General features: G+C 70.0%; 22 protein-coding genes. 10 read left to right on the top strand and 12 right to left on the bottom strand.

Annotation, left to right across the window (positions count from 1 at the left end; all coding sequences use genetic code 11):
• Positions 1-22: 22 nt before the first annotated feature.
• The 3 genes from cobS to QNA08_RS03975 form a co-directional block, all read right to left on the bottom strand.
• The gene (gene cobS / locus QNA08_RS03985; RefSeq protein WP_283739398.1) at positions 23-1009 is read right to left on the bottom strand and encodes a cobaltochelatase subunit CobS; all 987 of its coding nucleotides are present in this window, start codon (positions 1007-1009) and stop codon (positions 23-25) included.
• Between the two features lie 177 nt (positions 1010-1186).
• Entirely contained in the window at positions 1187-2824 is a 1638-nt protein-coding gene (locus QNA08_RS03980; protein WP_283739397.1) for a M14 family metallopeptidase, read from the bottom strand.
• Positions 2825-2896: 72 nt separating this feature from the next.
• A complete protein-coding gene (locus QNA08_RS03975) occupies positions 2897-3517 on the bottom strand; it encodes a J domain-containing protein (RefSeq protein WP_283739396.1) in 621 nt (206 codons plus the stop codon).
• A gap of 84 nt (positions 3518-3601) precedes the next feature.
• Here QNA08_RS03975 and QNA08_RS03970 point away from each other — a divergent pair, with 84 nt between their 5' ends.
• Positions 3602-3868: a BolA family protein gene (locus QNA08_RS03970; RefSeq protein WP_283739395.1), complete on the top strand. Its 267-nt coding sequence runs from the start codon at positions 3602-3604 to the stop codon at positions 3866-3868.
• Between the two features lie 44 nt (positions 3869-3912).
• On the opposite strand, the gene nhaA is transcribed toward QNA08_RS03970, so the two are convergent.
• The 3 genes from nhaA to QNA08_RS03955 all read right to left on the bottom strand — a co-directional run bounded on the left by nhaA (position 3913) and on the right by QNA08_RS03955 (position 7443).
• Positions 3913-5100: a Na+/H+ antiporter NhaA gene (gene nhaA, locus QNA08_RS03965; protein ID WP_283739394.1), complete on the bottom strand. Its 1188-nt coding sequence runs from the start codon at positions 5098-5100 to the stop codon at positions 3913-3915.
• A 157-nt stretch (positions 5101-5257) separates the two neighbouring features.
• Complete coding sequence (locus QNA08_RS03960) at positions 5258-6427, bottom strand: acetyl-CoA acetyltransferase (RefSeq protein WP_283739393.1); 1170 nt, start codon at positions 6425-6427, stop codon at positions 5258-5260.
• Between the two features lie 113 nt (positions 6428-6540).
• Positions 6541-7443: an EamA family transporter gene (locus tag QNA08_RS03955; protein WP_283739392.1), complete on the bottom strand. Its 903-nt coding sequence runs from the start codon at positions 7441-7443 to the stop codon at positions 6541-6543.
• 243 nt (positions 7444-7686) lie between these two features.
• Between QNA08_RS03955 and QNA08_RS03950 the strand changes: the two genes are divergently transcribed.
• The 5 genes from QNA08_RS03950 (at position 7687) to QNA08_RS03930 (ending at position 13729) form a co-directional block, all read left to right on the top strand.
• On the top strand, positions 7687-9198 hold the full coding sequence (locus tag QNA08_RS03950) for a D-alanyl-D-alanine carboxypeptidase family protein (protein ID WP_283739391.1): 1512 nt from the start codon (positions 7687-7689) through the stop codon (positions 9196-9198).
• Positions 9199-9262: 64 nt separating this feature from the next.
• The gene (locus QNA08_RS03945; RefSeq protein WP_283739390.1) at positions 9263-10192 is read left to right on the top strand and encodes an EamA family transporter; all 930 of its coding nucleotides are present in this window, start codon (positions 9263-9265) and stop codon (positions 10190-10192) included.
• Entirely contained in the window at positions 10189-11337 is a 1149-nt protein-coding gene (locus QNA08_RS03940) for a CobW family GTP-binding protein (protein ID WP_283739389.1), read from the top strand. Before QNA08_RS03945 ends, QNA08_RS03940 begins: the two co-directional genes overlap by 4 nt.
• A 218-nt stretch (positions 11338-11555) precedes the next feature.
• Positions 11556-12803, top strand: coding sequence for a GNAT family N-acetyltransferase (locus tag QNA08_RS03935; protein WP_283739388.1), 1248 nt, complete (start codon positions 11556-11558; stop codon positions 12801-12803).
• Positions 12800-13729 (top strand): cupin-like domain-containing protein, encoded by a 930-nt coding sequence (locus tag QNA08_RS03930; RefSeq protein ID WP_283739387.1) that lies wholly within the window; start codon positions 12800-12802, stop codon positions 13727-13729. Before QNA08_RS03935 ends, QNA08_RS03930 begins: the two co-directional genes overlap by 4 nt.
• A gap of 35 nt (positions 13730-13764) precedes the next feature.
• Here the strand turns inward: QNA08_RS03930 and QNA08_RS03925 are convergent, their stop codons facing one another.
• From QNA08_RS03925 to QNA08_RS03905, 5 genes are all read right to left on the bottom strand, one after another.
• A complete protein-coding gene (locus QNA08_RS03925; protein ID WP_283739386.1) occupies positions 13765-15381 on the bottom strand; it encodes an AMP-binding protein in 1617 nt (538 codons plus the stop codon).
• A 153-nt stretch (positions 15382-15534) separates the two neighbouring features.
• Positions 15535-16368 (bottom strand): ABC transporter permease, encoded by an 834-nt coding sequence (locus tag QNA08_RS03920; protein WP_422679851.1) that lies wholly within the window; start codon positions 16366-16368, stop codon positions 15535-15537.
• Complete coding sequence (locus QNA08_RS03915) at positions 16365-17150, bottom strand: ABC transporter ATP-binding protein (RefSeq protein WP_283739385.1); 786 nt, start codon at positions 17148-17150, stop codon at positions 16365-16367. Before QNA08_RS03915 ends, QNA08_RS03920 begins: the two co-directional genes overlap by 4 nt.
• Positions 17151-17214: 64 nt before the next feature.
• The gene (locus tag QNA08_RS03910; RefSeq protein WP_283739384.1) at positions 17215-18288 is read right to left on the bottom strand and encodes an ABC transporter substrate-binding protein; all 1074 of its coding nucleotides are present in this window, start codon (positions 18286-18288) and stop codon (positions 17215-17217) included.
• A 257-nt stretch (positions 18289-18545) separates the two neighbouring features.
• On the bottom strand, positions 18546-19733 hold the full coding sequence (locus tag QNA08_RS03905) for an MFS transporter (protein ID WP_283739383.1): 1188 nt from the start codon (positions 19731-19733) through the stop codon (positions 18546-18548).
• Between the two features lie 120 nt (positions 19734-19853).
• Here QNA08_RS03905 and QNA08_RS03900 point away from each other — a divergent pair, with 120 nt between their 5' ends.
• On the top strand, positions 19854-20630 hold the full coding sequence (locus QNA08_RS03900; protein WP_283739382.1) for an AraC family transcriptional regulator: 777 nt from the start codon (positions 19854-19856) through the stop codon (positions 20628-20630).
• A 43-nt stretch (positions 20631-20673) separates the two neighbouring features.
• Here the strand turns inward: QNA08_RS03900 and QNA08_RS03895 are convergent, their stop codons facing one another.
• Positions 20674-21129 (bottom strand): Lrp/AsnC ligand binding domain-containing protein, encoded by a 456-nt coding sequence (locus QNA08_RS03895; RefSeq protein WP_283739381.1) that lies wholly within the window; start codon positions 21127-21129, stop codon positions 20674-20676.
• Positions 21130-21271: 142 nt separating this feature from the next.
• Here QNA08_RS03895 and putA point away from each other — a divergent pair, with 142 nt between their 5' ends.
• From putA to QNA08_RS03880, 3 genes are all read left to right on the top strand, one after another.
• On the top strand, positions 21272-24424 hold the full coding sequence (putA, locus tag QNA08_RS03890) for a bifunctional proline dehydrogenase/L-glutamate gamma-semialdehyde dehydrogenase PutA (protein WP_283739380.1): 3153 nt from the start codon (positions 21272-21274) through the stop codon (positions 24422-24424).
• A 2-nt stretch (positions 24425-24426) separates the two neighbouring features.
• Positions 24427-24867, top strand: coding sequence for an ACT domain-containing protein (locus tag QNA08_RS03885; protein WP_283739379.1), 441 nt, complete (start codon positions 24427-24429; stop codon positions 24865-24867).
• Positions 24868-25097: 230 nt separating this feature from the next.
• Positions 25098-25652 carry a peroxiredoxin gene (locus QNA08_RS03880; protein WP_283739378.1) on the top strand — a complete coding sequence of 185 codons (555 nt, stop codon included), beginning with the start codon at positions 25098-25100 and terminating at the stop codon, positions 25650-25652.
• The last annotated feature ends 35 nt before the right edge of the window (positions 25653-25687 follow it).

Here is a 25687-nt window from a genome sequence, read left to right as displayed (position 1 = left end):
CACCCGGCGCGCGGCGGCGCGCTCACGACAGCGCCACGTTCACCGCCGATTCCGGCAGCTCCTTGCCGAAGCAACGCTGGTAGAACTCGGCCACCAGCGGGCGCTCGAGCTCGTCGCACTTGTTGAGGAAGGTGACGCGGAAGGCGAAGCCGATGTCCCGGAAGATCTCGGCGTTCTCGGCCCAGGTGATCACCGTGCGCGGGCTCATGACGGTCGACAGGTCGCCGTTCATGAAGGCGTTGCGCGTGAGATCGGCGACCCGCACCATCTTGTTGACGATGTCGCGGCCCTCGTCCGTCTGATAGTGCTTGGCCTTGGCCAGCACGATGTTCACTTCCTTGTCGTGCGGCAGGTAGTTGAGCGTGGTGACGATCGACCAGCGGTCCATCTGGCCCTGGTTGATCTGCTGGGTGCCATGGTAGAGGCCCGAGGTGTCGCCAAGCCCGATGGTGTTCGCCGTCGCGAAGAGGCGGAAGGCCGGGTGCGGGCGGATGACGCGCTTCTGGTCGAGCAGCGTCAGCTTGCCCGAGACCTCGAGCACGCGCTGGATGACGAACATCACGTCCGGGCGGCCGGCATCGTACTCGTCGAAGACGATGGCCACGTTGTTCTGCAGCGCCCAGGGCAGCATGCCGTCCTTGAACTCGGTGACCTGCTTGCCGTCCTTGAGGACGATCGCATCCTTGCCGACGAGGTCGACGCGGCTGACATGGCTGTCGAGGTTCACGCGTACGCACGGCCAGTTGAGACGCGCGGCCACCTGCTCGACGTGCGTCGACTTGCCCGTGCCATGGTAGCCCGTGATCATGACGCGGCGGTTTCGCGCGAAGCCGGCCAGGATGGCGAGCGTCGTCTCACGGTCGAAGAGATAGTCCGGGTCGAGATCCGGCACATGCTCGTCGGGCTCGGAATAGGCAGGCACTTCGAGGTCGGTGTCGATGCCGAAGACCTGCCGGACCGACAGCTTCATGTCCGGCAGACCGGTGATCGTCTCGGTCGTCGCTTGCATGGATCCTCACAATCCGCGGGGCTGACCCGCGGCCGGGGCGCACAATCGCACCACCGCCGACGATCGGGCAAGTCCGCAACTCGGATATACCTGCAATATAGGCCGGCAGGACGCCCGGCAAATCACCATGCGTCATCATGGCCATCAGCGCGATGCCCTGGGTTGCAGGGGTGCCCCTCAACCGCCGCAGAGCGCGGCGCCCGCCGCCGACAGGGGGGCGAGCCTGAGCGTTGCCGCCGCCGCCTCGCCGGCGCGGTAGATCGGCGCTTCGCGCGCCTCGGCCGTGAGCGACACGACGCCGGTGCCGACGAAGCTGCCCGGCGAATCCGGCTCGAGCGCTGCCGAGAGAAGGCCGCCCGCCGTTTGCCCCGCGGGCACGTAGAAGGTCCCGGCCGGCAGGGTGAGCCTTCTGGCCGCGAGGTCCACCTTGAGCGCCTGCTCGGGATTGATCGCCTCCCGGTTCACCGCCTTCAGCGGCCCGGCCAGCGCAAAGCTCTCGACCTCGATATCCGCCGGCTCCCTGAGCACGCAGACGGCGCCGCCATTGAGCATCAGTTCGTCGACCGCGGTCGTCGCCTCGGCGGTAAGGAGATAGCCGGCCGGACGCGCCCTGACGGCGCTCGGCGTGATGACGCGCGAATCCTGGAAGTCCACACGCGTGGGTCGCAGCTCGCCGGTCTGCGGGTCGAGAAGCGGCAGGTCGACGGACGTGACGGCCGGCTTGTGCGCGACGATGAGGTCGCGCCGGTCGGCGGCAGCCTCGTCGCGCGCCTTGGCGACGGCGGCGCGCAGGCGCTCCGCCTCCCTCGCCGCCGTCTCGACCACCGCCTTGGCCACGACCACATGCGTGGCGACGCGGCGCTGGTAGGCCTCCATGCCGACGCCCACGCCCCGCGTCTCGACCAGGAAGGAGACCGCGCCCATGAGGCCGAAGGCATTGCGCGCGATGCCGGGCGCGTTGCCGCCCATCGAGACGAGCTTGTCCTCGGTCTTGTAGCTCGTCGTGTGGTACCAGAAGTTCGACAGGCCGTTCACCCGGAAGGCCGCGTCGATCGCAGGCTTGAACAGGCCGTCGGCGAGCGCCGTGATCTGCGGATTGACGAGCGGATGCGTGGCATAGAGATACATCGCGTCGCTCGCCTGGATCGCCGAGAACTTCTGCAGCCAGCGGTTGGCGACCGAGAATTCATGGGCATCGACGATGACGTCCGGCGGCAGCTCGACGAGCCTGGCATGCAGCGCCCGCGATTCGGGCAGCGTCAGCAGGATGTGATCGCGGTTGAGGTCGGACTTGTTCGCCGTCGCGCGGGTGAAGGCCGCCGCCCCGTCCGGGTTGGCGCGCGGCACGACGACGACCGTGACCCTGTCGAGCAGGGGCTTCAGCTCCCCTTCGGCGAGCATCCTGGCGAGCGCCAGCATCGCCTCGCCGCCGGCCGGCTCGTTGCCGTGCTGCTGGCCGACGAACCACAGGACCGGGCGGCCGAGCCTGGCGATCGCCGCGGGATCGGTAAGCCCCTCCTTCGTGAACAGGAGGTAGGGGATGTCGCGTCCCTGCTGCGAGCGACCGAGGATGTCGAGCACGACCGCGGGATTGCGCGTCTTCAGACCGGCGAGATAGGCGAGCATCTCCTCCTGGGTCGTGAAGGTCGTTCGGCCCGGTTGCAGCGCCGGTGTATCGAGGGCGATGGGAAGGTCGCCGTAACGGGCGAGCACTCCCGGCGACTGCCGGTATTGAGCCTCGGCGTCGATGTCCTGGGCGAGCGCCGGCATCGATGCGGCGAGAATGCCGGCGGCGAGGAGTGACGGGAGTTTCATGGTGACGGCTGCCCTCGTTGGCGATGCTTCGCCCGGCAAGGCTATCGCCGTCGCGTGGCGACCGCCACCGCCTCAGGCGAGGCCGAGGGCCCGCAGCGTGTTGTAGGCGCGGACGATCTCATGGAAGCGGGCCTCGAACGAGCGGTCGCCGCCATTGGCGTCCGGATGGAAACGCTTTACGAGCAGCTTGTAGCGCGCCTTGATGGCGGCCGCGTCCGCGCCCTCATCGAGGCCCAGCGTGTCGAGCGCCTTGAGCGCCGTACCGGACAGCCGCCGCTTCTCCTCGCGCGGCGCCCGGCGGGCGAAGGCCCCGGCGCCAAAGACGCCGAAGGGGTCCTCGACCGTGTAGTCGCCTGCGCCTTCTGCGTCGGACCGCGCCCTGTGCAGGCCCTCCGCGGCGCCGTTGACGCCGATCTTCCACGTCGGCCGGTGACCTGTCAGCGCATCCTTCTGATAGGCCGCGACGGCCGCGTCGCTCATGCCGGCGAAATAGTTGTAGGACTGGTTGTAGGCGCGCACGTGATCGAGGCAGAAGTGATAGTATTGCCCCTCGTGCGTGCGGCCCTTCGGCGCGCGGAAATCGCCCGGCCGCCCGCATCCCGGATGCTCGCACACCGGCGCGTCCGCCGTCCGCGCCTCTTCGGCCTTGGGCCTGACGCGGATGCGATCGAACAGGGGCGAGTTGAGGTCCATGACCGGACCATTATGTGAAGCTGAACGCGTCGGACAAGTGACGGGGCGACACACCCCCTGGTGATAAGGACGGATGCACGGCCCATGCGCATGCAGGACACGATCAACGCCAAGCTCACCGCGGCTCTCGCGCCGCTCAGGCTCGACGTCAAGGACGAATCTCACCTCCACGTCGGCCATGCCGGCTGGCGGGAGGGCGGCGAGACGCACTTCCGCATTGATGTCGTGTCGGCGGCCTTCGCCGGCAAGAGCCGGGTCGAACGCCACCGCATGATCAACGCGTTGCTGCAGGACGAGTTCGCGCGGGGCCTGCATGCGCTCGCCATCAAGGCCGAGGCCCCCGGCGAGTGACCGCAGCCCGGCCCCCGCGCCGGGAAAGCCCCCGCCGCCGCGGTTCAGGCAAGCACGGCTTCGCGCTCGCGCCGCCCCACCGCAAGGAGAACGGCGGTGCCCGTGACGACCGACAGGACCGAGCCGGCGATGACGCCGAGCCGGACCATGGCGAGTGGTGCAGGGTCGTCATAGGCGAGCGTGCCGATGAAGAGGCTCATGGTGAAGCCGATACCGGTGAGGATCGCGCCCCCGTAGAGTCGCGCCGGCGTGATGCCGGGCGGCAGTTCCGCGAGCCGCAGCTTCGCGGCCACCAGCGCGAAGCCGAAGACGCCGAGCTGCTTGCCGATGAAGAGGCCGAGCGCGATGCCGAGCGGCATGGCGGAAAGCACGATATCCGCCGACAGGCCCGAGAGGCCGACGCCGGCATTGGCGAAGGCGAAAAGGGGCAGGATGCCGTGGGCCACCCACGGCTTCAGCGCATGTTCGCAGTCCTCGTTGAGACTCCGCCCGGTCGCGTCCCGCTCGAGTGGCACTGCAAGGCCGAGCGCAACCCCCGCCAGCGTGGCGTGCACGCCCGACTTCAGCACGCACACCCAGGTGTAAAGTCCGACGAGGATATAGAGCGCGAGCGAGCGCACGCCGAGGAGATTGAGCGCGACGAGAGCCGCCACGCCCAGGCCGGCGAGGCCGAGCGACAGCGTCGACAGTTCGGCCGTGTAGAAGACCGCGATGACGACGATGGCCACGAGGTCGTCGATGATCGCAAGGGCCAGCAGGAAGGCCTTCAGCGCCGGCGGCACGGCATTGCCGAGGAGCGCGCAGACGGCGACGACGAAGGCGATGTCCGTCGCCGTCGGTATGGCCCACCCGGCGAGCGCCGCCGCATCGTTGCGCGCGACAGCCCAATAGATGAGGGCCGGCAGGACGACGCCCCCGAGGGCGGCGATCGCCGGCATGGCAGCGCGGCGGGCGCCGGCGAGGCTGCCCTCGACGAACTCGCGCTTGATCTCCATGCCGACCGTGAAGAAGAAGACAGCCATCAGCCCGTCGTTGATCCAGAGCACCAAAGGCTTGGACAGGCCATAGACGGCGTCCGTGCCGGCGGGGTCGATGGTGAGGTTGAGCTTCGTCGACAGAAGCTGGTCGTAGAAGCCGGAGAGGGGGGAGTTGGCGATCAGGATCGCGATGAGCGCCGCGACAGCGAGAAGAAAGCCACCAACGATGTCCTGATTGACGCCTTGCTTCTGCATTCTCTCGTCCGCATCGGTTCACGCGATGGGTGTGAGAGTAGGCACCGATCGCCCGCGGTTCAAGGCGAGGCCGGCCGGTGCCGGAACGGAGGAACGAAGGCGAAGGCCGGCTCCGCGGGACGAAGCCGGCCCATCCTGTGCCGCCGCTGCGCAGCGCCTACTTGATGCGCTCAAGCACCGACACGTAGTTGGCCACCGCCGCTCCACCCATGTTGAAGATGCCGGCGAGCCTGGCGCCCTTCACCTGGATGCCCTCGGGCGCCTCGCCGGTGAGCTGCATGGCCGAGAGCGCGTGCATCGACACGCCCGTGGCGCCGATGGGATGGCCCTTGGCCTTGAGGCCGCCGGAGGGATTGACCGGCAGCTTGCCGTCCATCTGCGTCCAGCCCTCCTGAATGGCCCGGGCGCCCTGTCCTTCCGGAGTGAGCCCCATCGCCTCGTATTCGATGAGCTCGGCGATGGTGAAGCAGTCGTGCGTCTCGACGAAGGAGAGGTCGCCGAGCGTCACGCCGGCCTCGGCCAGCGCCCGGCTCCAGGCCTGCGAGCAGCCCTCGAACTTCAGGATGTCGCGCTTCGACATGGGCAGGAAGTCCTGCGCATGCGCCCGGCCGCGGAAGACGACGGCCCGCCGCATCCTCAGCGCCGTCTCCACGTCGGCAAGCACCACGGCGGCAGCGCCGTCGGAGACGAGCGAGCAGTCGGTGCGCTTGAGAGGCCCGGCGACGAAGGGGTTCTTGTCGCTCTCCTGACGGCAGAAGTCGAAGCCGAGGTCCTTGCGCATCTGGGCATAGGGGTTGCCCACGCCGTTCCTGTGGTTCTTCGCCGCGATCATGGCCAGCGCATCGGACTGGTCGCCGTATTTCTGGAAATAGGCACCCGCGATCTTGCCGAAGACGCCGGCGAAGCCGCCGACAATATCGCCCTCCTCCTTGAGGTAGGAGGCCTTCAGGAGGTTCCTGCCGATCTCGGGGCCGGGCGTCGTCGTCATCTGCTCGACGCCGACCACGAGCACGATCCGGGCCTTGCGCGCCTCGATCGTCTTGATGCCTTGGTGGACGGCGGCCGAGCCGGTGGCGCAGGCGTTCTCGACCCGCGTCGTCGGCTTGAAGCGGAAGGCGGGGTCAGCCTGCAGCACGAGCGAGGCCGTGAAGTCCTGCGCTGAGAAGCCGGCGTTGAAGTGGCCGAGCACGATCTCGTCGACATCCGAGGCGGTGACCCCGGCGTGGTCCAGCGCCTCGTTGGCGGCGCGGACGATGAGGCTCTCGACGCTCTCGGCGTCGAGCTTGCCGAAGGGCGTGTGCGCCCAACCGACGATGGCAGCGGTCATGGGGACGTTCCTCGCGATGGTTGTCGGCGCGCAGTGTGTGCCTACACGATGCGGATCGCAAGGCGGCAAGACGCTCATTCTGGACGCTCAATTCGGCACGTGCGCTCGCGCGGTCACTGCGCGGCGAGGAGCAGGCCCACGCCGATGAGCACGAGGGCGATGCCCCCGAACTCGCGCGGCGAGCTCTTCTGCGAGAAGAGCTTGCGCGACACGGCCTGTACGAAGAGCACCTCGACGAGACCGAGCGTGCGCACATTGGCCGCGGCCGTCAGCGAGAAGCCGAGGAACCAGAACTGCGAGGCGAGCGCCCCCATGAAGCCCGCGAAGAGCGACGGCCGCCAGGCCTTGAGGCTGCCGAGGAGAGCCCCCCGGTCGAACAGGGCGAGATAGACGCCGAGGAGGGCCGTCTGCAGGCCGAGGCTCCAGGCGAGCGTCGTCGTGGCGCGCAGGACGAAGGACCCCTCGGGAAGGGCCACGATCGCCCCGCGGAAGCCGATGGCCGCAAGAGCGAAGAACGCGCCCGAGGCGATGCCGAGGGCAGCCGGCCTCAACCCTGCGGCGGAGACGGACTGCGCCCCGGGCTTGACCGACATGAGCACGACGCCGACCGTGGCGATGACGACGGCCGTGGCGCCGAGCGCCGACAAGGGGTCGCCGAGAACCAGAAACCCGAACAGCGCCACCTGCACCGGCTCGGTCTTCGTATAGGCGATGGTGACGGCGAAGGAACGTTCGCGCATGGCCGCGAGCATCAGCGCGGTGGCGAGGATCTGCGCCAGCGCACCACCCAGGGCGAAGGCGAGAAAGCGCGGGCCTGCAGCTGGCAGCGGCTCACTCCCGACGGCGAGGACGACAGCGAGAAAGGCAAGCGCGAAGGGAAAGCCATAGAGGAATCGCACCTGCGTGGCACCGACCGTGCCGATGAGTTCGGTCAGCTGACGCTGCATGGCGTTGCGGGCCGTCTGGGCCGCCGCGGCGGCCACGGTCGCGGGAATCCACAGGAGGGACAGGTCCAAGGAAGGCGCTCCGGAAGGGCGGCCCCGCACAGGGTCCGGCGGCGTGGGAGCGGATCTGCCGCCCGCAACTCGCCGCATTTCGTCTCTACCAGCGCCTCCTCCGCCTAGGCAAATCGCCTGCTTCGGGGTACCACTTTCGGATTGGCGGCAGCGCCGCAGCAACGGGCGCGATGCCTTGGGATATGGCGCGCCGGGGCCGTGCGGCGAGCATGGTCGCCCGATCCGCGTTCGGACAGGTTCGACATGAGGATTGCGACCTCCTTCCGCCCCGCGGCCGCCATGATGCTGGCCTCCATCGGCGCCCTCCTCGCGGGCTCCGCCCTCGCCACGCCGTCCCTCGTCATCGATGCCGAGTCGGGACGCGTGCTCCACGCCGAACAAGCCACCGATCCCTGGTATCCGGCCTCCATCACCAAGCTGATGACGACCTATGTCGTGCTGAAGGAGGTCGATGCCGGGCGACTGACGCTTGATACCCCCCTCATCGTCTCGCCCCGCGCCGCGGCCGTCATCCCCTCGAAGATGGGCTTCAAGCCCGGCACCGAAGTCACCGTCGACAACGCCCTCAAGATGCTCCTCGTCAAGTCGGCGAACGACATGGCCGTACTCCTCGCCGAGGGCGCGGGCGGCACGGTCGAGGGTTTCGCCGACATGATGAACCGCGAGGCCGCACGGCTGGGCATGCGCGAGAGCCTTTTCGTCAATCCCAACGGCCTGCCGGACGAACGTCAGCGCACTTCGGCGCGCGACATGGCGATCCTCGCCCGTGCCCTGCTGACCGACTTCCCTCGCTACGAAGGCTATTTCGGCATCGGCGCGATCAAGTTCGGCAAGCGCGTCATGCAGAACACCAACGGGCTCATCGGCCGCTATCCCGGCGCCGACGGCATGAAGACGGGCTTCATCTGTGCCTCGGGCTTCAACGTGGTGGCCACCGCAACGCGCAACGGTCGACGCCTCATCGCCGTCGTGCTCGGGTCACCGACGGCGACGGAACGCACGATCAAGGCGGCCGACCTCTTCGACAAGGGCTTCTCCGGCTTCTCCGGCTGGACCGGTCCCCTCGTCAGCGACCTTCAGACTGCTTACGCCACAACGCCGCCGGACATGCGCGAGGAGGTCTGCGGCAAGAATCGTCGCGGGCCCGCGGGCGAAGAGGACGGCGAGATGGCTTCCCCCGTCTCCGCTTCGGCAGGCGGCAATGGCGACGCACCGGCCGCCTTCTTCCTGTCGCAGGCCGCGACGCTGGGCGGCAATTCCGTCACCGGCATCAACCCGCGCACCCTCGGCCCGCGCGCCAAGGCCGTGCCGATCCCCGTCTTCGCGGGCCGCGCCCCGGGCTCGAGCGCCCAGCCGCCGGCAAGCATGCTCGCCAACCGCGTCCCGCCCGAGGGCAAGGGCCGGAAGCCTGCGACCGCCCAGGGTTTCGCCCCGAGCGAAACACCCCCGACCGGCGGCGCGCCGGTCGCCCTGCAGGGGGCGATCGACGATGCGCCGCGCCCCGGCGCGGCGACCGCCATCCGCCCGGGCGGCGCCAAGGCGAAGGCCGGGCCAAAGCCCGGCGCCATCGCGGCGAAGCCCGAAACCAAGCCTGATACCAGGACAGACACCAATATGCAGGCGACAGCCAGGGCCAAGCCCGCGGGCAAGGCCGAGGCGAAGGCCGCTCCCAGGGCGAAGCCCGCTGCCTCCGGCCCGACGTCCAAGGCCACTTCGAAGCCTTCGCCCAGGCCGCCGGCTGCCGCGATCGAGTGAAAGGCGGAAGGGGTCGGTCACGGCGGCGCGGTCCTCCGCTCCGGCCGACCTGATCCCGGCCAGCATGCGCGACCAGCCCGCCCAGCTCCTCGGCCTCCTGTTCGCCCTCGCCGCGGCGACGGCCTACGGCTGCAACATCTCCTTCGCGCGGCTCGCCTCCTTCGAGGGGCTGCCAGGGACGGCGCTCGTCTTCTATCGCGTCTTCGCTGTCGCAGCCTTCATGGTGGTCGCCGTACCGCTCCTCGGCCTGCGCATGATGGTACCGCCGGCGGAGCGCGGCGCGATCGCGGTCCTCGGCCTGGGCACGGTCGTGGTCGGCGTCGCCTATCTCTCGGCGGTGGCGTTCATTCCGGTCACGGTCGCCGTCGTCATCTTCTACACCTTCCCCATCCTCATCGTGCTGGCGAGCCCCTTCGTCGAGGGCACGCGTCCCTCGGCCGCGCGCCTCGGCCTCGCGCTCGCCGCCTTCGTCGGTGTGGTGATGGTCGTGGGCCCGGTCTTTCGCAGCCTCGACCCGCGCGGCCTGACGCTCGCAGCAATGGCAAGCCTCGGCGCCACCGTGCAGTTCTTCGCGGCCGCGCGCTGCCGGCACGCGGAAACCGCGGCGAAGGTCTTCTGGGTCCACGTCATCGTGCTCCCGGCGACGGCGATCATCGGCTTCGCGACCGGCGCCATGGTGCCTCCGGCAGCCCTCCTCGCCGCCCCTGTCGCGGTCGTGATGACCATCGGCGGCTATGTCGTCGGCTTTGTGCTCCAGCTCGTGGCGCTCGCCCGCGCGCCCGCCGTGGCCGCCGGCCTCGCCTTCTGCCTCGAGCCCGTCGTGGCGGCGCTCACCTCGACGGCCGTGCTTGGGGAACGGCTCACGCCCGGCCAGATCGCGGGCGGAGCCCTGGTACTGGCGGTCATCGTTACAAATGTAATATTGGAACATCGCCGCTGCCGATCGGCGGCGGCCACGGGAGATCCGGCGCGAAGCCGAGCGAGCCTGACATGACGAAACCGACCGGCCCGGTGCCGCCCATTCCGCTGTCGATCCTCACGGGCTTCCTGGGCGCCGGCAAGACGACGCTGCTCAACCGGCTGCTGCGCGACCCCGCCCTTGCCGACACGGTGGTCATCGTCAACGAGTTCGGCGAGATCGGCCTCGACCATCTGTTGGTCGAGCAGGCCGACGAGGGCATGGTGCTGCTCTCCTCCGGCTGCCTGTGCTGCACGATCCGTGGCGATCTCATCGCGACACTGGAAGACCTGCTGCGCCGCCGCGACAACGGCCGCATCCTGCCCTTCCGCCGCGTGGTGATCGAGACGACCGGCCTCGCCGATCCGGCCCCCGTGCTGCATACGGTACTCTATCACCCCTATCTCGCCATCCGCTACGTCCTCGACGGGGTGATCACCCTGGTGGACGCCGTCAACGGCATGGCGACCCTCGACGCGCACGCGGAATCGGTGAAGCAGGCGGCAGTCGCCGACCGGCTGGTCCTCACCAAGACCGACCTCCTGCCCGAGTGCGGCGCCGCTGGCCTCGTGGCGCGCCTGCGCCGCCTCAACCCGGCCGCCCCGATCCTCCAGGCGGCAGGAGGGGAAGCGACCGCCGCGGCCCTGCTCGGCGCCGGGCTCTACGACCCCGACGGCAAGATCCCCGACGTGCGCCGCTGGCTGCAGGCCGAAGCCTTCGCGCAGGATCGGGACGATCATGCGCATGAACATGCGCACGCGCACGGCCACGGGCACCACCACCACGACGTCAACCGGCATGATGACCGCATCCGCGCCTTCTGCCTGACGCACGATGCGCCCATCCAGGGCGGGGCCTTCGACCTCTTCCTCGAGCTCCTGCGCTCGGCCCACGGGCCCAACCTCCTGCGCGTCAAGGGCATCGTCGCGATCGCCGAGGACCCCGACCATCCCGTGCTCGTCCAGGGCGTGCAGCACGTGTTCCACCCGCCGGTGCGGCTGCCCGCCTGGCCGGACGACGATCGGCGTACGCGCCTCGTCTTCGTCCTGCGCGATCTCGACGAGGGCTTCGTCACGCGGCTGTGGGACGCCTTCCGCGGCCGGCCGGCCGTCGACGCGCCGGATGCGGCGGCGCTGGCCGACAACCCCCTCTCCCTGCGCGGCGCGCCGCGCCTGCGCTGAGCCGCGCGGCCTTCGAGGAGCTGGCGACACCGCGATCGTGGTCACGCTTCGTTTGCCATGTCGCGTGATCGGCGCAGCGACGGTGCCGGCGCAAACGATTGCTTCCGATCGGCCTGGTACGTCCCTTGTAAGGATGCTGCCGTGTCCCGGCCGCAAGTCCTCGCCCGTCCCATATCGGGACAGGCGACTGACAAGCGCGGGACGAGGGGATCGGGGTCATGGGCGAGATGACGAGCATCAACGGGAACGACGCTGCGGCGGCGACCGCCCGCGCCGCGCGCGATTCCACCCGGAGACTGCAGGATCGCGAAGCGCCCTCGCCCTTCGGCGGCGGCGGGCGTCTCCATGCCGAAAGGCGTCGCGTCGCTGACCTCGCGCCTGTCCTGCCGGCCTGGCAGGCGCTGGCCGCCCACGCCCTCGACCGCAACATCTTCTGCGAGCCGGCCTTCGCCTTTGCGGCGGCCCGCCACCTTGACGCCGCCCGCGAGCTCGAGGCGATCCTCGTCTGGGATGAGGGGCGCTCGCCAGCGCTCCTCGGCTTCTTCCCGCTGCCGACCGCACGCCGCCTCTTCCCGCCGGGCCTGCTCGGCCTGTGGCGCTCGGAGCTCGCCGGCCTCGGTACGCCGCTCGTGGCGCACGCGCGGGCGGAGGAGATCCTCGCGACCTTCCTCGACGCCGTGGGGGCTTACCGCCGGGGCGCCGCCGTGCTCCTGCCGCGGATCGAGGCGGATGGTGGGCTGGCGCGGGCGCTCGACGCCCTCGCCGTGCGCACTGGCCGCGGCCTCTGGCGCTTCGAGCCGCACGCACGTGCCGTTCTGCCCGCCGGAGCAGCGCCCGAGGCGACTTTGAGCGGCAAGAAACTCAAGGAGCTGCGCCGGCAGTTGCGTCGCCTCGATGAGATCGGCGAGGTGCGTTTCGAAAGGGCGCGCGCGCCCGCGGCGGTCGCCGCGGCCGTGGAGCGATTCCTCACCCTGGAAGCTGCGGGCTGGAAGAGCGCCCGCGGCACGGCGCTCCTGCAGCGGCCCGATACCGCGGCCTTCGTCCGCGCCACCATGGACCGGCTCGCCCTGGAGGAGCGCGCCTCGGTCGACCTGCTGATGGCCGGCGACCGGCTGGTGGCCGCGGGCCTCCTGCTCGAGAGCGGGCACCGCGCCTGGTTCTGGAAGATCGCCTATGATGAAGCCTTTGCCCGCTTCTCGCCCGGCGTACAGCTTACGCTCGAACTCGCGCGCCGGCAGCTTCAACGAGGGGACATCGCGCTCACCGATTCCTGCGCCATCGCCGACCACCCCATGATCGACCACCTGTGGCGCGATCGCATGGACATCGTCGATCTCTGCGTGGCGGTGCGGCCGGGCGCCTCGCCCGCCGCCAGCCTTGCTGCATGGCTCGAAGGGCGGCGCCGCCGCCTGCGGGTGGCGGCCAAGCACGCCTATTACCGTTTCAAGGGAGGCAAGATTTCATGACCGACATCATTTCCGCATCCCAGGACGATCTCGCCCGCCGGTTTCCCCGCGAGCCCTTCGCCACGCGCCACGGCCTCGCCGGCCACCCGCTGTTCACCCTCGAAGCGCTCGCCAGGCTCGCACAGAAACTGCCGCGCGACCGGGTCGAGTACAATGCCGGCGACCTCGAACCCGGCGTGCGGCCCGAGGACATCCGCATGCTGGACATGGCGCCGGAGGACGTCGTGCGCCGTCTCGAAAGCTGCAATGCCTGGATGGTGTTGAAGCGCGTCGAGGTCGAGCCGGCCTACCGCGCGCTTCTCGAAGAGGCGCTCGCCGGCGTCGCGCGCAGGCTCGGCCACGACAGCCCGGCCGCCGCCGGCTTCCACGACATCCAGGGCTTCGTCTTCGTCGCCTCGGCCAACGCCACGACGCCCTTCCACTTCGACCCGGAGGAGAACTTCTTCGTCCAGATCCATGGTCCGAAGTCCTTCCACATCTTCGACAATCGCGACGGCTCGATCCTGCCCGACGAGGAGCTGGAAATGTCGCCGGCGCGCCACCGCACCATCCCCTACGATCCGAAGATGGAGGAGCGGGCCGAGGTCTTCCGCATGGGGCCGGGAGACGGCCTGTTCGTGCCGCACCTGTGGCCGCACTGGGTGCGGACGGGCGACGGCCATTCGGTGTCGATGGCGATCACCTGGAAGTCGCCCCGGGCGGAGCGGCTCAACACGCTCCTCTATGCCAACGGCCTGTTGCGCCGCTTCGGCTGGGCCCAAGCGAAACCCGGCACGCATCCCGCCTGGGACGCGACGAAGATCGCCCTTTACCGGCTGCTGCGCGCCACGATCGAGCCGCTGCGCAGGACCGAGACCATGCGCCGCCTCCTGCGCGGCCTCGTCTTCGGCCGGCAGGCCAACTACTACTACGGCAAGAAGGCCTGAGACGCCCGCGCGGCTCCCGCGCCCTTTGCGCGGCCTTATGCCTCCGCGCGCAGGAGGCGGCGGATGACCTTGCCCGTCGTCGTCAGCGGCAGTTCCTCGCGGAAGGCGATCTCGCGCGGATATTCGTGGGCGGAGAGGCGCGTGCGCACGAAAGCCTGGATATCGGCGGCGAGCGCCTCTGACGGCGCCACGCCCTCCTTCGGCACGACGAAGGCCTTGACGATCTCCGTGCGCACGGGATCGGGCTTGCCGACCACGGCGGCGAGCGCCACGGCCGGATGCTTGATGAGGCAGTCCTCGATCTCGCCCGGGCCGATGCGGTAGCCGGCCGAGGTGATGACGTCGTCATCGCGGCCGACGAAATGGACGTATCCATCCTCGTCCATTGTGCCCTGGTCGCCGGTCAGCATCCAGTCGCCCCGGAACTTGTCGCGGGTCGCCTCCGGCCGCCCCCAGTAGCCGAGGAACATCACGGGGTCCGGCCGGCGCACGGCGATCTCGCCGAGCTCGCCCGGGGCACAGGCCGAGCCGTCCGGCCGGATGACGCCGACGCGGTGGCCCGGTACAGCCTTGCCGATCGCCCCTGCCCGCGACACGCCGATGGCGGCGCAGGAGGAGAGCACGAGGTTGCACTCCGTCTGACCGTAGAACTCGTTGATGGTAAGCCCCAGCGCCTCGCGCCCCCAGGCGAAGGTCGCCTCGCCGAGCGCCTCGCCCCCCGACCCGACGCTGCGCAGCACGAGATCGTAGCGGCCGCGCGGGTTGGGGACCGAGCGCAGCATCCGGAGCGCCGTCGGCGGGATGAAGCTGTTGCGCACCTTCAGGCGCGCCATCAGGTCGAAGGCCTCCTCCGGATCGAACTTCTCGAATTTCTTCGCCACCACGGGCACGCCGAAGTGGAGGCCCGGCAGGAGGATGTTGAGAAGGCCGCCGGCCCAGGCCCAGTCGGCCGGGGTCCACAGCCGGTCGCCCGGCTGCGGCAGGAACTCGTGCGGCATCTCGACGCCCGGCAGATGGCCGAGGAGCACGCGGTGGGCGTGCAGGGCGCCCTTCGGGTTCCCGGTCGTGCCGGAGGTGTAGATCATCATCGCCGGATCGTCGGCGGTGGTGTCGACGGCTGGAAAACCCGCCTCCTCCGTGGCGATGATGCTGTCGAAGCCGAGCGCATCGCCGTCCGCCCCGTCCGCCGAGACGACGAGCGCGAGGTCGGGCAGCGGCGCCTCGATGCCGCGCAGCTTGGCAAGCCCGGCCGCATTGGTGACAAGCGCCTTCGCCCCGGCGTCGCGCAGGCGATAGCTCAGGGCGTCGACGCCGAAGAGTGCGGCGAGCGGCAGAGCGACGGCACCGAGCTTGTAGGTGGCGATATGCGCGATGGCCACGTGGCGCGACTGCGGCAGGAGGATCGCGACCCGATCCCCGCGCACGACGCCGCGTCGCCTGAGCGCCGCCGCCAGGCGGTCGGAGGCCTCGCGCAGCATGCCATAGGTCACGGGCTCGACATCGCCTGCGGCATTGACCTCGAGGATGGCCGGACGCCCGGGCTCGGCCGCCGCCCAGCGATCGCAGACGTCGACGCCGATGTTGTAGCGCGGAGGGATCCGCCATTCGAATGCCGCCACGAGGGCGTCATAGTCGCGGATCTCCGGCAGCATCGCGTCCCTCCCCGAACCATTCGTGGCGTGGTTATAGGCAATTGCCGACGGGGGCGGCAATCGTCCGCAAGCGAGGCCGGGACGAAGCGGGCGGCGGAGGGCGAAGCGGCAACGCCGTCGCGAACCGGCAGGGAGGCAAGGGCCCGGGCCGCCTCAGGCTGCGAACTGCGAGCGGCTCGCCCAGCCGGTCATGCGCCGCTCCATCGCCGCCATGATGGCGTAGATGGCAACGCCGAGCACCGCAAGCGCGATGAGGGCGGCAAACAGCAGCGGCACATTGAAGTCGGCGCTCGCCCTGGCCATGAGGTTGCCGATGCCGTTCTTCGACGCGTTGTACTCGGCGATGACCGAGCCGACATAGGCGAGCGTGATCGCGACCTTCAGCGAGCCGAAGAAATAGGGCAGCGACCGCGGGATCCCGACCTTCAGCATGATGTCGCGCTTCGAGGCGCCGAGCGCGCGCAGCACGTCCTCGACCTCCGGCTCGATGGTGGCGAGGCCCGTGGCCACGTTCACCACGATGGGGAAGAAGGAGATCATGAAGGCGGTGAGCACCGCAGGCAGCCAGCCCACCCCGAACCAGATGACGAGGATGGGCACCACCGCCACCTTCGGGATGGCGTTGAAGCCGACGAGCAGCGGGTAGACCCCGGCGTAGAGGAAGCGCGACGCTCCGACGGCAAGACCGAGTGCGAGCCCGAAGAGGATCGCCAGCACAAAGCCCGCGAGCGTCATCCACAACGTGTGGAAAGAGTGGAAAACGAGCGGCCACCAATAGGTGCCGAAGACTGCCGCGATCGCCGACGGCATGGGCAGCACGTAGCTCGACACGTTGAAAAGCCGGCAAATCATCTCCCATGCGGTGAAGAAGCCGAGCGTGAAGAGCCACGGCGCCGCGGCGACGCGCCGGGCCGCGGCGACGCGCACGCGGGCGGGGTCCTCGGACGGGGAGCCTGCTCCGGCAAGTGGTTCGGCATCGGCGCTCATGATGGCTGCCTCGCTTCCGCGATACGCCCGCGCAGGTCGTGCACGAGGTCGATGAAGGTGCGCGTGTAGGTCACCTCGAGATCGCGCGGACGGGGCAGATCGACCACGCGCTCGGCAATGATGCGGCCCGGCCGCGCGCTCATGCAGAAGACCCGGTCGGCGAGGAACACCGCCTCGCGCAGGTCGTGGGTGACGAGCAGAACGGTCATGCCGCGCGCCGCCGCGAGGTCGCGCACGACGCACCACAGTTCCTCGCGCGTGAAAGCGTCGAGCGCGCCGAAGGGCTCGTCGAGCAGGAGGAGCTGCGGCTCGTGGATGAGCGCCCGGCAGAGGGAGGCGCGCTGCTGCATGCCGCCGGAGAGCTGCCAGGGAAACTTCTGTCCCTGGCCTGCCAGCCCGACCTGCGCCAGCAGAGCCTCGGCGCGGGCGACGTAACGGTCGCGCTCGCGCTTCAGGCGGCTGCGGTGCGGCTCCACCACCTCGAGCGGCAGAAGGAGATTGTCGAGCGTCGTGCGCCAGGGCAGGAGCGTCGGGTTCTGGAACGCCATGCCGGCGAGCTTCACCGGCTTGCGCACGGCGTCGCCCGCCACCCTCACCGTTCCCCGCCGGGGAAACTGCAGCCCCGTCGCGAGCTTCATGAGCGTGGACTTGCCGCATCCCGAGGGGCCGACGACGGCGGCGAACTCGCCCTCGCCGACGGCGAGGCTGAGCCCCTCCACGGCGCTCACGCCGTCGCCGCCATAGGCATGGGTCACGTCGGTCAGTTCGACGAAGGCAGGCAAGGACTACTCCGCATGCGGGACAAGGCCGCCGGCAGATGCCGGACGGTCGAAGGCGCGCCGTCCGCTACTGGCTCACGCTCATGCGTTCTGCCCTCGCCGGCAGGTAGGCCTCGACGAAGATGTCCTCCACCTTGGGCTTGTGCTTGAAGGTGAAGGTGAGGCCGATCTGGTCGATCGCCTTGGCGAAGCGGTCCCTGTCGATGCCGCCGAAACCGTTCTCCTTGACCCAGGGGGTCAGCACGTTCTGCTGGAGATTCATGGTGAGGCGTTCGAGCTCCACATCCTTGCGCGCCACGTCGTTGCGCCTGATGACGCTGTCCACGGCGGCGGCGGGATTGGCGGCCGTATCCTTGAACCCCTTCACCAGGGCGCGCAGGAAGCCCTTCACCGCCTCCGGCTTCTCGGCGAGGAACTTCGGCGAGACCATGATGACGTTGCCGTAGAGCTCGACCCCGTAGTCGCCCATGAGCAGCATGACGATATCGTCCACCGCCACGCCGCGTGACTTGAGGTTGATGTAGGAGGACATGGCGAAGCCGAAGATGGCGTCCACCTCGCCGGAGGCCAGCATGGGCTCGCGCACGGGAAAGCCCACGTTCTCGAACTTCATCGACCTGTCGTCGATGTTGTTGACCGCCTTGAAGATGGGCCATTGGGCGAAGGCGGCATCCGCCGTCGGCGCGCCGAATTTCTTGCCCTGCAGGCTCGCGACGTCGTTGGTGATGCCGCGGCTCTTGCGGCCGACGATGGCGAAGGGCGGGCGGTCGTAGACCATCATCACCGCCTTGACGTCCACGCCCGGGTTCTCGTCGCGGAAGCGCACGAGCGAGTTCACATCGCCGAAGCCCATGTCATAGGTGCCGGAGGCGACGCGCGGGATGGCCTCGCGCGAGCCGTTGCCCGTGTCGATGGTGACGTCCAGCCCCTCGTCCTTGAAATAGCCCCTGTCGACGGCGACGAGGAAGGGCGCCGCCGGCCCCTCGAAGCGCCAGTCGAGCGTGAAGCGAACCGGCGTCTGCGCCAGAGCCGGCAGGGTGACGAGACCGACGAACGCCGCGAGCACGGCGACGAGCGCTCGTCGGCCGCCACCGCCGCTGCGCGACCTGGTGGCCAGGCGGCTGGTGCTGACGGTGATCATCGCGCAAAACTCCGAGGTTCGAGTGCGAAGCCCAGCCGCATCCCGGCTGTGGGCATCCCCCGATCGGCGTCGCACGCAAGGCCCATGCCGCAAGGGGATCCGCGCCGATCCTGCGTTCGCTCCGCAACCTGTCAAGCGCGATCGCCCCCTCGCCCGCCCGGACGACGGGCATCATGCCGAAAAAGTGACCACGGGCCCCGACGTTGTACGACATCCGAACCACGGGGAAGGTCGTGCCACCGCGAGCCGGCGCATGGTCATTCAGCCGGCCGGACGAGGGCTGTCCTGCGGGTTGCGCCCAGGTAGAGGCAGGCCGCCGCCGCAACCGCGGCGCCGAACAGGGCGAGCACGGCGAAGACGGGGCCGAGGCCGCGCTCTGGCGTGTGCAGCCAGGCGATGAGCGGCAGCGCGAGCGTCGAGGACGTGAAGCCGAGCACATAGCGCACCGCGTAGGCGCGGGCTCGCCAGGCGTCCGGCACGGCGCGGGCGATGATCATGTCGTTGACCACCACCTGACCGTAGACGGCGGCGAGCACGAGGGCCGCCATGGCGAGGCCCGCGGCGCCCGGCAGGACGGCGATGCCGAGAAGGCCAAGCGCCTGCATCACCCCGAGCGCCACGAAGATCGCCCCGAGGTTTACCCGTTCCACGAGCCGCCCGACGACGAGCTGCGTCAGGGCGCCCGCGAGATAGATGGCGGTAGCCACGGCGCCGACCGCGGCCGCTTGGGGCGCGAGCGCGGGCAGGCGCTCGTCGACGAGCTTCGGCACGGCGATGACGGCGCCGTTGAAGGTGAGGCCCCCGGCCGCCACCGTCACGGCGAGCGCAAGCGCGATCAGCAGACCGTCACCGCGCGCGGGGGCCCGCGCCTTGTGCGCGGCGACCGGTACCTCGCCGCTTCCCGCGGGCACCGAGACGAGATACGCGAGGCCGACGAGGAGCGAGACGACGCCCGGCACGACGAAGGCCGCGCGCCAGCCCCAGAGCTGCGCCAGGAGGCCGGTCACCATCGCGGCGAAGGCCACGCCGAGATTGCCGAAGACACCGTTGAGCCCCATGGCGCGGCCGCTCGCGCCGGTGGCGGCCACCAGCATGGCCGTGCCCACCGGGTGGTAGATGGCGGCGAAAACGCCGATCATCGTCAGGCCCGCGGCGAGCGCTGCGAGCGACTGCGCGAGCCCCGTCGCGATGCAGGCAAGCCCCGTGCCCAGGAAGAAGACGGCGAGCATGTGGCGGCGGCTCCACCGGTCGCCGAGCCATCCGGCCGGCAGCGACAGGACGCCGAAGGCGAGGAAGCTGCCCGTGGCGAGCGCGAGCCGCGCGCCGTAGTCGCCGCCGAGCTCCGACCCCATGGCGAGCACGGCCGTGGGAAAGATCAGCAGCACGAAATGGTCGATGAAGTGGGCGACGTTGATGAAGCCGACCATGGGGCGCGGGCTGTTCACGGCGGACCTCAGGCCTGTTGGCGTGCGACACATCCGCGCCGCGACGGGGCAGATGCTAGGCTCGACCGATCCTCGCCGTCCTGTCATTTGTTGTCGGATTTCGGACAGGAGGCAGGCGCCGTGCAACGCTGGGCTGATCCGGCGGACCATCACGCCACCGCGCTCCCGGTGGCGGCGGTGGCCAAGCCCTTCCCGGCAGACCACCACATCGCGCCCCACAGCCATGGCCGCGCCCAGCTCCTGCACGCGATCAGCGGCGTCATGCGCGTCACGACCGACACCAGCGCCTGGATCGTGCCGCCGGGGCGCGCCGTGTGGCTGCCAGCGGGCACGGTGCACGCGGTGGACATCCGCGGCCCGCTCGCCATGCGCACGCTCTATATCGAGGAGGGCGCCCATCCCGGCCTGCCGGCGGACTGCACCATCATCTCCGTCGGCCCGCTCCTTCGCGAGTTGATCCTCGCCGCGACCGAGGAACCGGCCGACTATGATCCGGCCGGCCGCGGCGGGCATCTTGCAGCGCTCATCCTCGGCGAAATCGCCCGTGCGGAACGCTCGCCCCTGCGCATTCCGATGCCGCGCGATGCGCGGCTCGTGGCGCTCGCCCGCGAGCTCATCGTCGATCCGGGCCGGACCGATCGGCTGGAGGATTGGGCGGTGAGGCTCGGCGCCTCGCCGCGCACGCTCGCCCGCCTCTTCCGCCGCGAGACCGGCATGAGCTTCGTTGCCTTCCGCGAGCAGGTGCGCCTTGCGGCGGTGGAGCGCCTCACCGCCGGCGAGCCACTGGCGCGCGTGGCCCGGGCGCTCGGCTATGCGAGCCGCAGCGCCTTCGGCGCCATGATGCGGCGCGCGCTCGGCCTCACGCCGGGCGAACTGGCGCGCCGCGTGCGCGAATGACGCGGGCCGGCGGCGCGGGCGAGACGGGACGCGAGGCGCCGGCTCACACCGGCAGCGGCCCGTCCCTCTTCACCTCCTCCATCACGGCGTAGGTGCGCGTCTCGGTGACACCTGGCAGCGCCAGCAACACCTCGCCCAGGAAGCGGCGGTAGGCGGCCATGTCGGCGACGCGCGTCTTGACGAGATAGTCGAAGCCGCCGGCGACCATGTGGCATTCGAGCACCTCCGGCGCCCGCCGCACCGCCGCGGCGAAGCGCTCGAAGATGTCGGGCGTCGTCTTGTCGAGCGACACCTCGACGAAGACCATGAGGCCGAGGCCAAGCTTGTGGGGGTCGAGCCGCGCCCCGTAGCCGGTGACGTAGCCCTCGCGCGTGAGCCGTTTCAGCCGCTCGCTCGTCGCCGTGGGCGACAAGCCGATGCGCTCGGCGAGGTCGATCGTCGCGATGCGGCCATCCTCCTGCAGGATCATGAGGATGCGCCGATCGGTGCGGTCGAGCATGGCGTTATCACTACAAGATGTCGATTTCATAGAGAATGATACGGAGAAACCAACAAAACATCCATCGAAACACGGCGCAGCTCGCTCTATCCTGCGGACATCTCCTGGACATGCCCGACGAACGCCCGCGAGGAAGCGCCCGATGCCGCAAGCCACCCGTACCCTTGCCCCAGCTCCGCAGAGAGTCTTGCCCTTTTCAGCTCCTTACGCGCAGGACGATGCGGAAATTGCGCGCGAGCTGCTCGCCGGCGCTGCCCTGCCACCGGAGCGCGAGGCCAACGTCGATGGGCTGGCGCGCAGGCTGATCGAGGCGATCCGCGGCAAGGCGGGCGGCCTCGGCGGCGTCGAGGAGCTGTTGCGGGAATATTCGCTGTCCACCAAGGAGGGCCTCGCCCTCATGGTGCTGGCGGAGGCCCTGCTGCGCGTGCCCGACGCCACCACCGCCGACCGCCTCATCGAGGACAAGCTGGGCCAGGGCGACTTCGCCCATCACGAGGCGAAGTCGGATGCCTTTCTCGTGTCTGCTTCCGCCTGGGCGCTCGGCGTCACCGCCCGCATCATCCAGCCGGGCGAGACGCCGGAGGGCATCCTGGGCGCGCTCGCCAAGCGCATCGGTCTGCCCGCCGTACGCACGGCGACCCGCCAGGCCATGCGCGTGCTGGGCAACCACTTCGTCCTCGGGCAGACCATCGAGGAGGCGCTCGCCCGCGCACGCTCGGGCTCGGGCCGCCTCTACCGCTATTCCTTCGACATGCTGGGCGAGGGCGCCCGCACGCAGGAGGACGCGGACCGCTACCGCGCGTCCTACGCCGCCGCCATCGACGCCATCGGCCGCGCCGCCGGCAATGCGCCGCTGCCGGACAGGCCGGGCATCTCCGTCAAGCTCTCGGCGCTGCATCCGCGCTACGAGGCGGTGAGCCGCGAGCGCGTGATGAAGGAGCTCGTGCCCGTCGTCATCGATCTCGCCCGCCAGGCGAAGTCCTATGACCTCAATTTCACCGTCGATGCCGAGGAGGCCGACCGGCTTGAGCTGTCGCTCGCCGTCATCGCCGCCGTCGTGGCCGATCCCACGCTTGCCGGCTGGGACGGCTTCGGCCTCGCCATCCAAGCCTACCAGAAGCGGGCGCGGGCCGTCATCGACTGGATCGCGGAGCTCGCCGAAGCGCACGATCGCCGCTTCATGGTTCGCCTCGTCAAGGGCGCCTACTGGGACACCGAGATCAAGCGCGCCCAGGAGCGGGGCCTCGCCGACTATCCCGTCTTCACCCGCAAGGCAATGACGGACCTGAACTACATGGCCTGCGCCGAGCGGCTGCTCGGCTTGCGCCCCCGCATCTTTCCGCAGTTCGCCACGCATAATGCCCTGACCGTCGCCGGCATCGTCGAGCGCGCCGGACGGCGGACCGGGCCGGGTGGCGCCGGCGGTGCGGGCGCCATGGTTGACGGCTTCGAGTTCCAGCGCCTGCACGGCATGGGGGAAGCGGTCTACGGCAAGCTCCTCGAGGATGTGCCGGGCACGGCCTGCCGCACCTATGCGCCCGTGGGCGGCCATCGCGACCTGCTCGCCTATCTCGTGCGCCGGCTGCTCGAGAACGGCGCCAATTCCTCCTTCGTCTCGGTCGCCGCCGACCCCGACGTGCCGGTCGAGGCCATCCTCAGACGTCCGGCGGCGATCATCGGCTCGCCCGACGAGGCCCGCCATCCGCGCCTGCCCCTGCCGAAGGACCTCTACGGCGCCGCGCGCCGCAATTCGGCAGGCGTCGAGTTCGGCCACGAGGCCGCGCTCGGCGGCTTTCTCGCAGAGATTGCCGAGGCGACCACCACCGTGGCGGCGACGCCGCTCGTCGACGGCCGCCCTGCCGCCGGCACGGAACGCGACGTGGTGAGCCCGAGCGACGGCCGCACGGTCGTCGGCCGCGTCGCCGAGGCGACGCCCGAGACGGCGGACCGCGCCATGGCAGCGGCGGCCGCGGCCTTCCGGCGCTGGGACGCGACGCCCGTCGCTGTCCGTGCCGCGGCGCTGCGCAAGGCCGCTGACCTTCTCGAAGCCCGCCGCGGGCGCTTCCTCGCCCTGCTGCAACGCGAGGCCGGCAAGACGCTCGATGATTCGCTCGCCGAGCTGCGCGAGGCGGTGGACTTCTGCCGCTACTACGCGGCAGAGGGCGAGCGCCTCTTCGCCGACATGGCGATGCCGGGGCCGACCGGCGAGGACAACCGCCTCGCCGCCCGCGGGCGCGGGGTCTTTGTCGCCATCTCCCCGTGGAACTTCCCGCTCGCCATCTTCCTCGGCCAGGTGACGGCGGCCCTCGTCGCCGGCAACAGCGTCGTGGCGAAGCCAGCCGAGCAGACGCCCCTCGTCGCCTTCGAGGCCGTGAGGCTCCTGCACGAAGCGGGCGTGCCCGCGGGCGTCCTGCAGTTCGTGCCCGGCGACGGGTCGGTCGGCGCGCGCCTCGTCGCGCACCGGGCCGTGGCCGGCGTCGTCTTCACGGGGTCGACCGAGGTCGCCCGCCTCATCAACCGCGCCCTCGCCGCCAAGGACGGCCCCATCGTCCCCCTCATCGCCGAGACGGGCGGCATCAACGCCATGATCGTCGACGCCACCGCCCTGCCCGAGCAGGTGGCCGACGACGTCGTCACCTCCGCCTTCCGCTCGGCCGGCCAGCGCTGTTCGGCGCTGCGCCTGCTCTGTCTGCAGGAGGACGTGGCCGACCGCATGATCGAGATGGTCGTCGGGGCGGCAAAGGAACTGAAGATCGGCGATCCCTGCGATCCCGCTACCCATATCGGCCCCGTGATCGACGCGGAGGCGAAGCAGCGGCTCGACGCCCATGTCGCAGCCATGAAGAAGGCGAGCCGCGTGCACCATGCCGGTGCGGCGCCCGCCGAGGGCACCTATGTGGCGCCCCATGTCTTCGAGCTTGCCGATCCTGCCGAGCTGAAGGAGGAGGTCTTCGGACCGATCCTGCACGTGGTGCGCTACAAGGCCGCCGAGCTCGACAAGCTCATCGACGCCATTGACGCCACCGGCTACGGCCTGACCCTTGGCGTCCACTCGCGCATCGACGACACGGTGGAACACATCGTCCGGCGCCTTGCCGTGGGCAACGTCTATGTCAACCGCAACATCATCGGCGCCGTGGTCGGCACCCAGCCCTTCGGCGGTCACGGCCTCTCGGGCACGGGGCCGAAGGCCGGCGGACCGCACTACCTCCTGCGCTTCGCCATCGAGCAGACGGTGACGATCAACACGGCGGCGGCGGGCGGCAACGCCAGCCTCATCGCCATGGGCGAGTAGGCATGAGCGAGACAGCCGCGTCGCCTCCCGCCATGCCGCCGGGCGAGACTGATCTTGCCCGGCTGCTGCGCGCGATGACACCGAGGCTGCAGCCGGAGCGCTACGTCTTCGCGACGGCCGCGACGCTGCCGCCGCAGGCGGCCGCCGCCGCGATCATGACCTTTCGCGAGGCGGAGGGCGTCACTGCCATCCTGCCGGAGGCGGTGGCCGAGGCCACGGGCATCGACCGCGCCTTCCCCTGCCGGCTCATCACCCTCGAGGTCCATTCCTCGCTCGCGGCGGTCGGCTTCCTCGCCGCCGTGACGCGGGTGCTCGCGGCGGCCGGCATCGGCGTCAATCCGGTCTCGGCCTTCTACCACGATCATCTCTTCGTGCCGGCGGAACGGGCCGAGGAGGCCCTGGCGCAGCTCGTGGCACTCGCCCGCCCCGGCGTCGGGGCATGACGGTGCCGTGTGCGCAAGGCCCCGGCCATGCCGCGCGCGCCGGGCTTTGCCGGGCGCCATGCCGCACGGGCACTTTCTTCCCGATTTTTCATTGCTAAGGTCGCGCTGCGCTGCAACATGGCAGCCGCGCCGCCCCCCTCCCGCGGTGGCGCTTTCGGCACGACTTTTCGCAGGGCTCCCGCCCGCGCTCGCGCGCGGCGTCGGCCTGCGGGCATGACCTGGAGACGACAATGCTCGGAATCGGAGAGAAGCTCCCGCAGTTCAGCGTCACCGGCGTGAAGCCGGGCTTCAACAACCACGAGGAGAATGGCGCGAGCGCCTTCGAGACGCTGACGGAGACGAGTTTCCCCGGCAAGTGGAAGATCATCTTCTTCTACCCGAAGGATTTCACCTTCGTCTGCCCGACGGAGATCGCCGAATTCGCGCGGCTCGCCGGCGAGTTCGCCGACCGCGACGCTGTGGTGCTCGGCGGCTCAACCGACAACGAGTTCGTCAAGCTTGCCTGGCGGCGCGCCCATCCCGACCTCGACAAGCTGCCGATCTGGTCCTTCGCCGACACGAACGGATCGCTCGTCGACGGCCTCGGCGTGCGCTCGCCCGACGGTGTCGCCTACCGCTATACCTTCGTTGTCGACCCGGACAACACGATCCAGCACGTCTATGCCACCAATCTCAACGTCGGCCGCAACCCGAAGGACACGCTGCGTGTGCTCGACGCGCTGCAGACCGACGAGCTCTGCCCCTGCAACCGCGAGATCGGCGGCGCCACGCTGAAGGCGGCCTGAGCCGCGGTCCCTGAAGGGGAGCCGGGCGGGCGAGC

This window comes from Chelatococcus albus, from assembly GCF_030067675.1.
Lineage (GTDB): Bacteria > Pseudomonadota > Alphaproteobacteria > Rhizobiales > Beijerinckiaceae > Chelatococcus_A > Chelatococcus_A albus.
The sequence above is the reverse complement of the archived record's forward strand: the minus strand, read 5'-3'. Positions and strand labels throughout refer to the sequence as shown.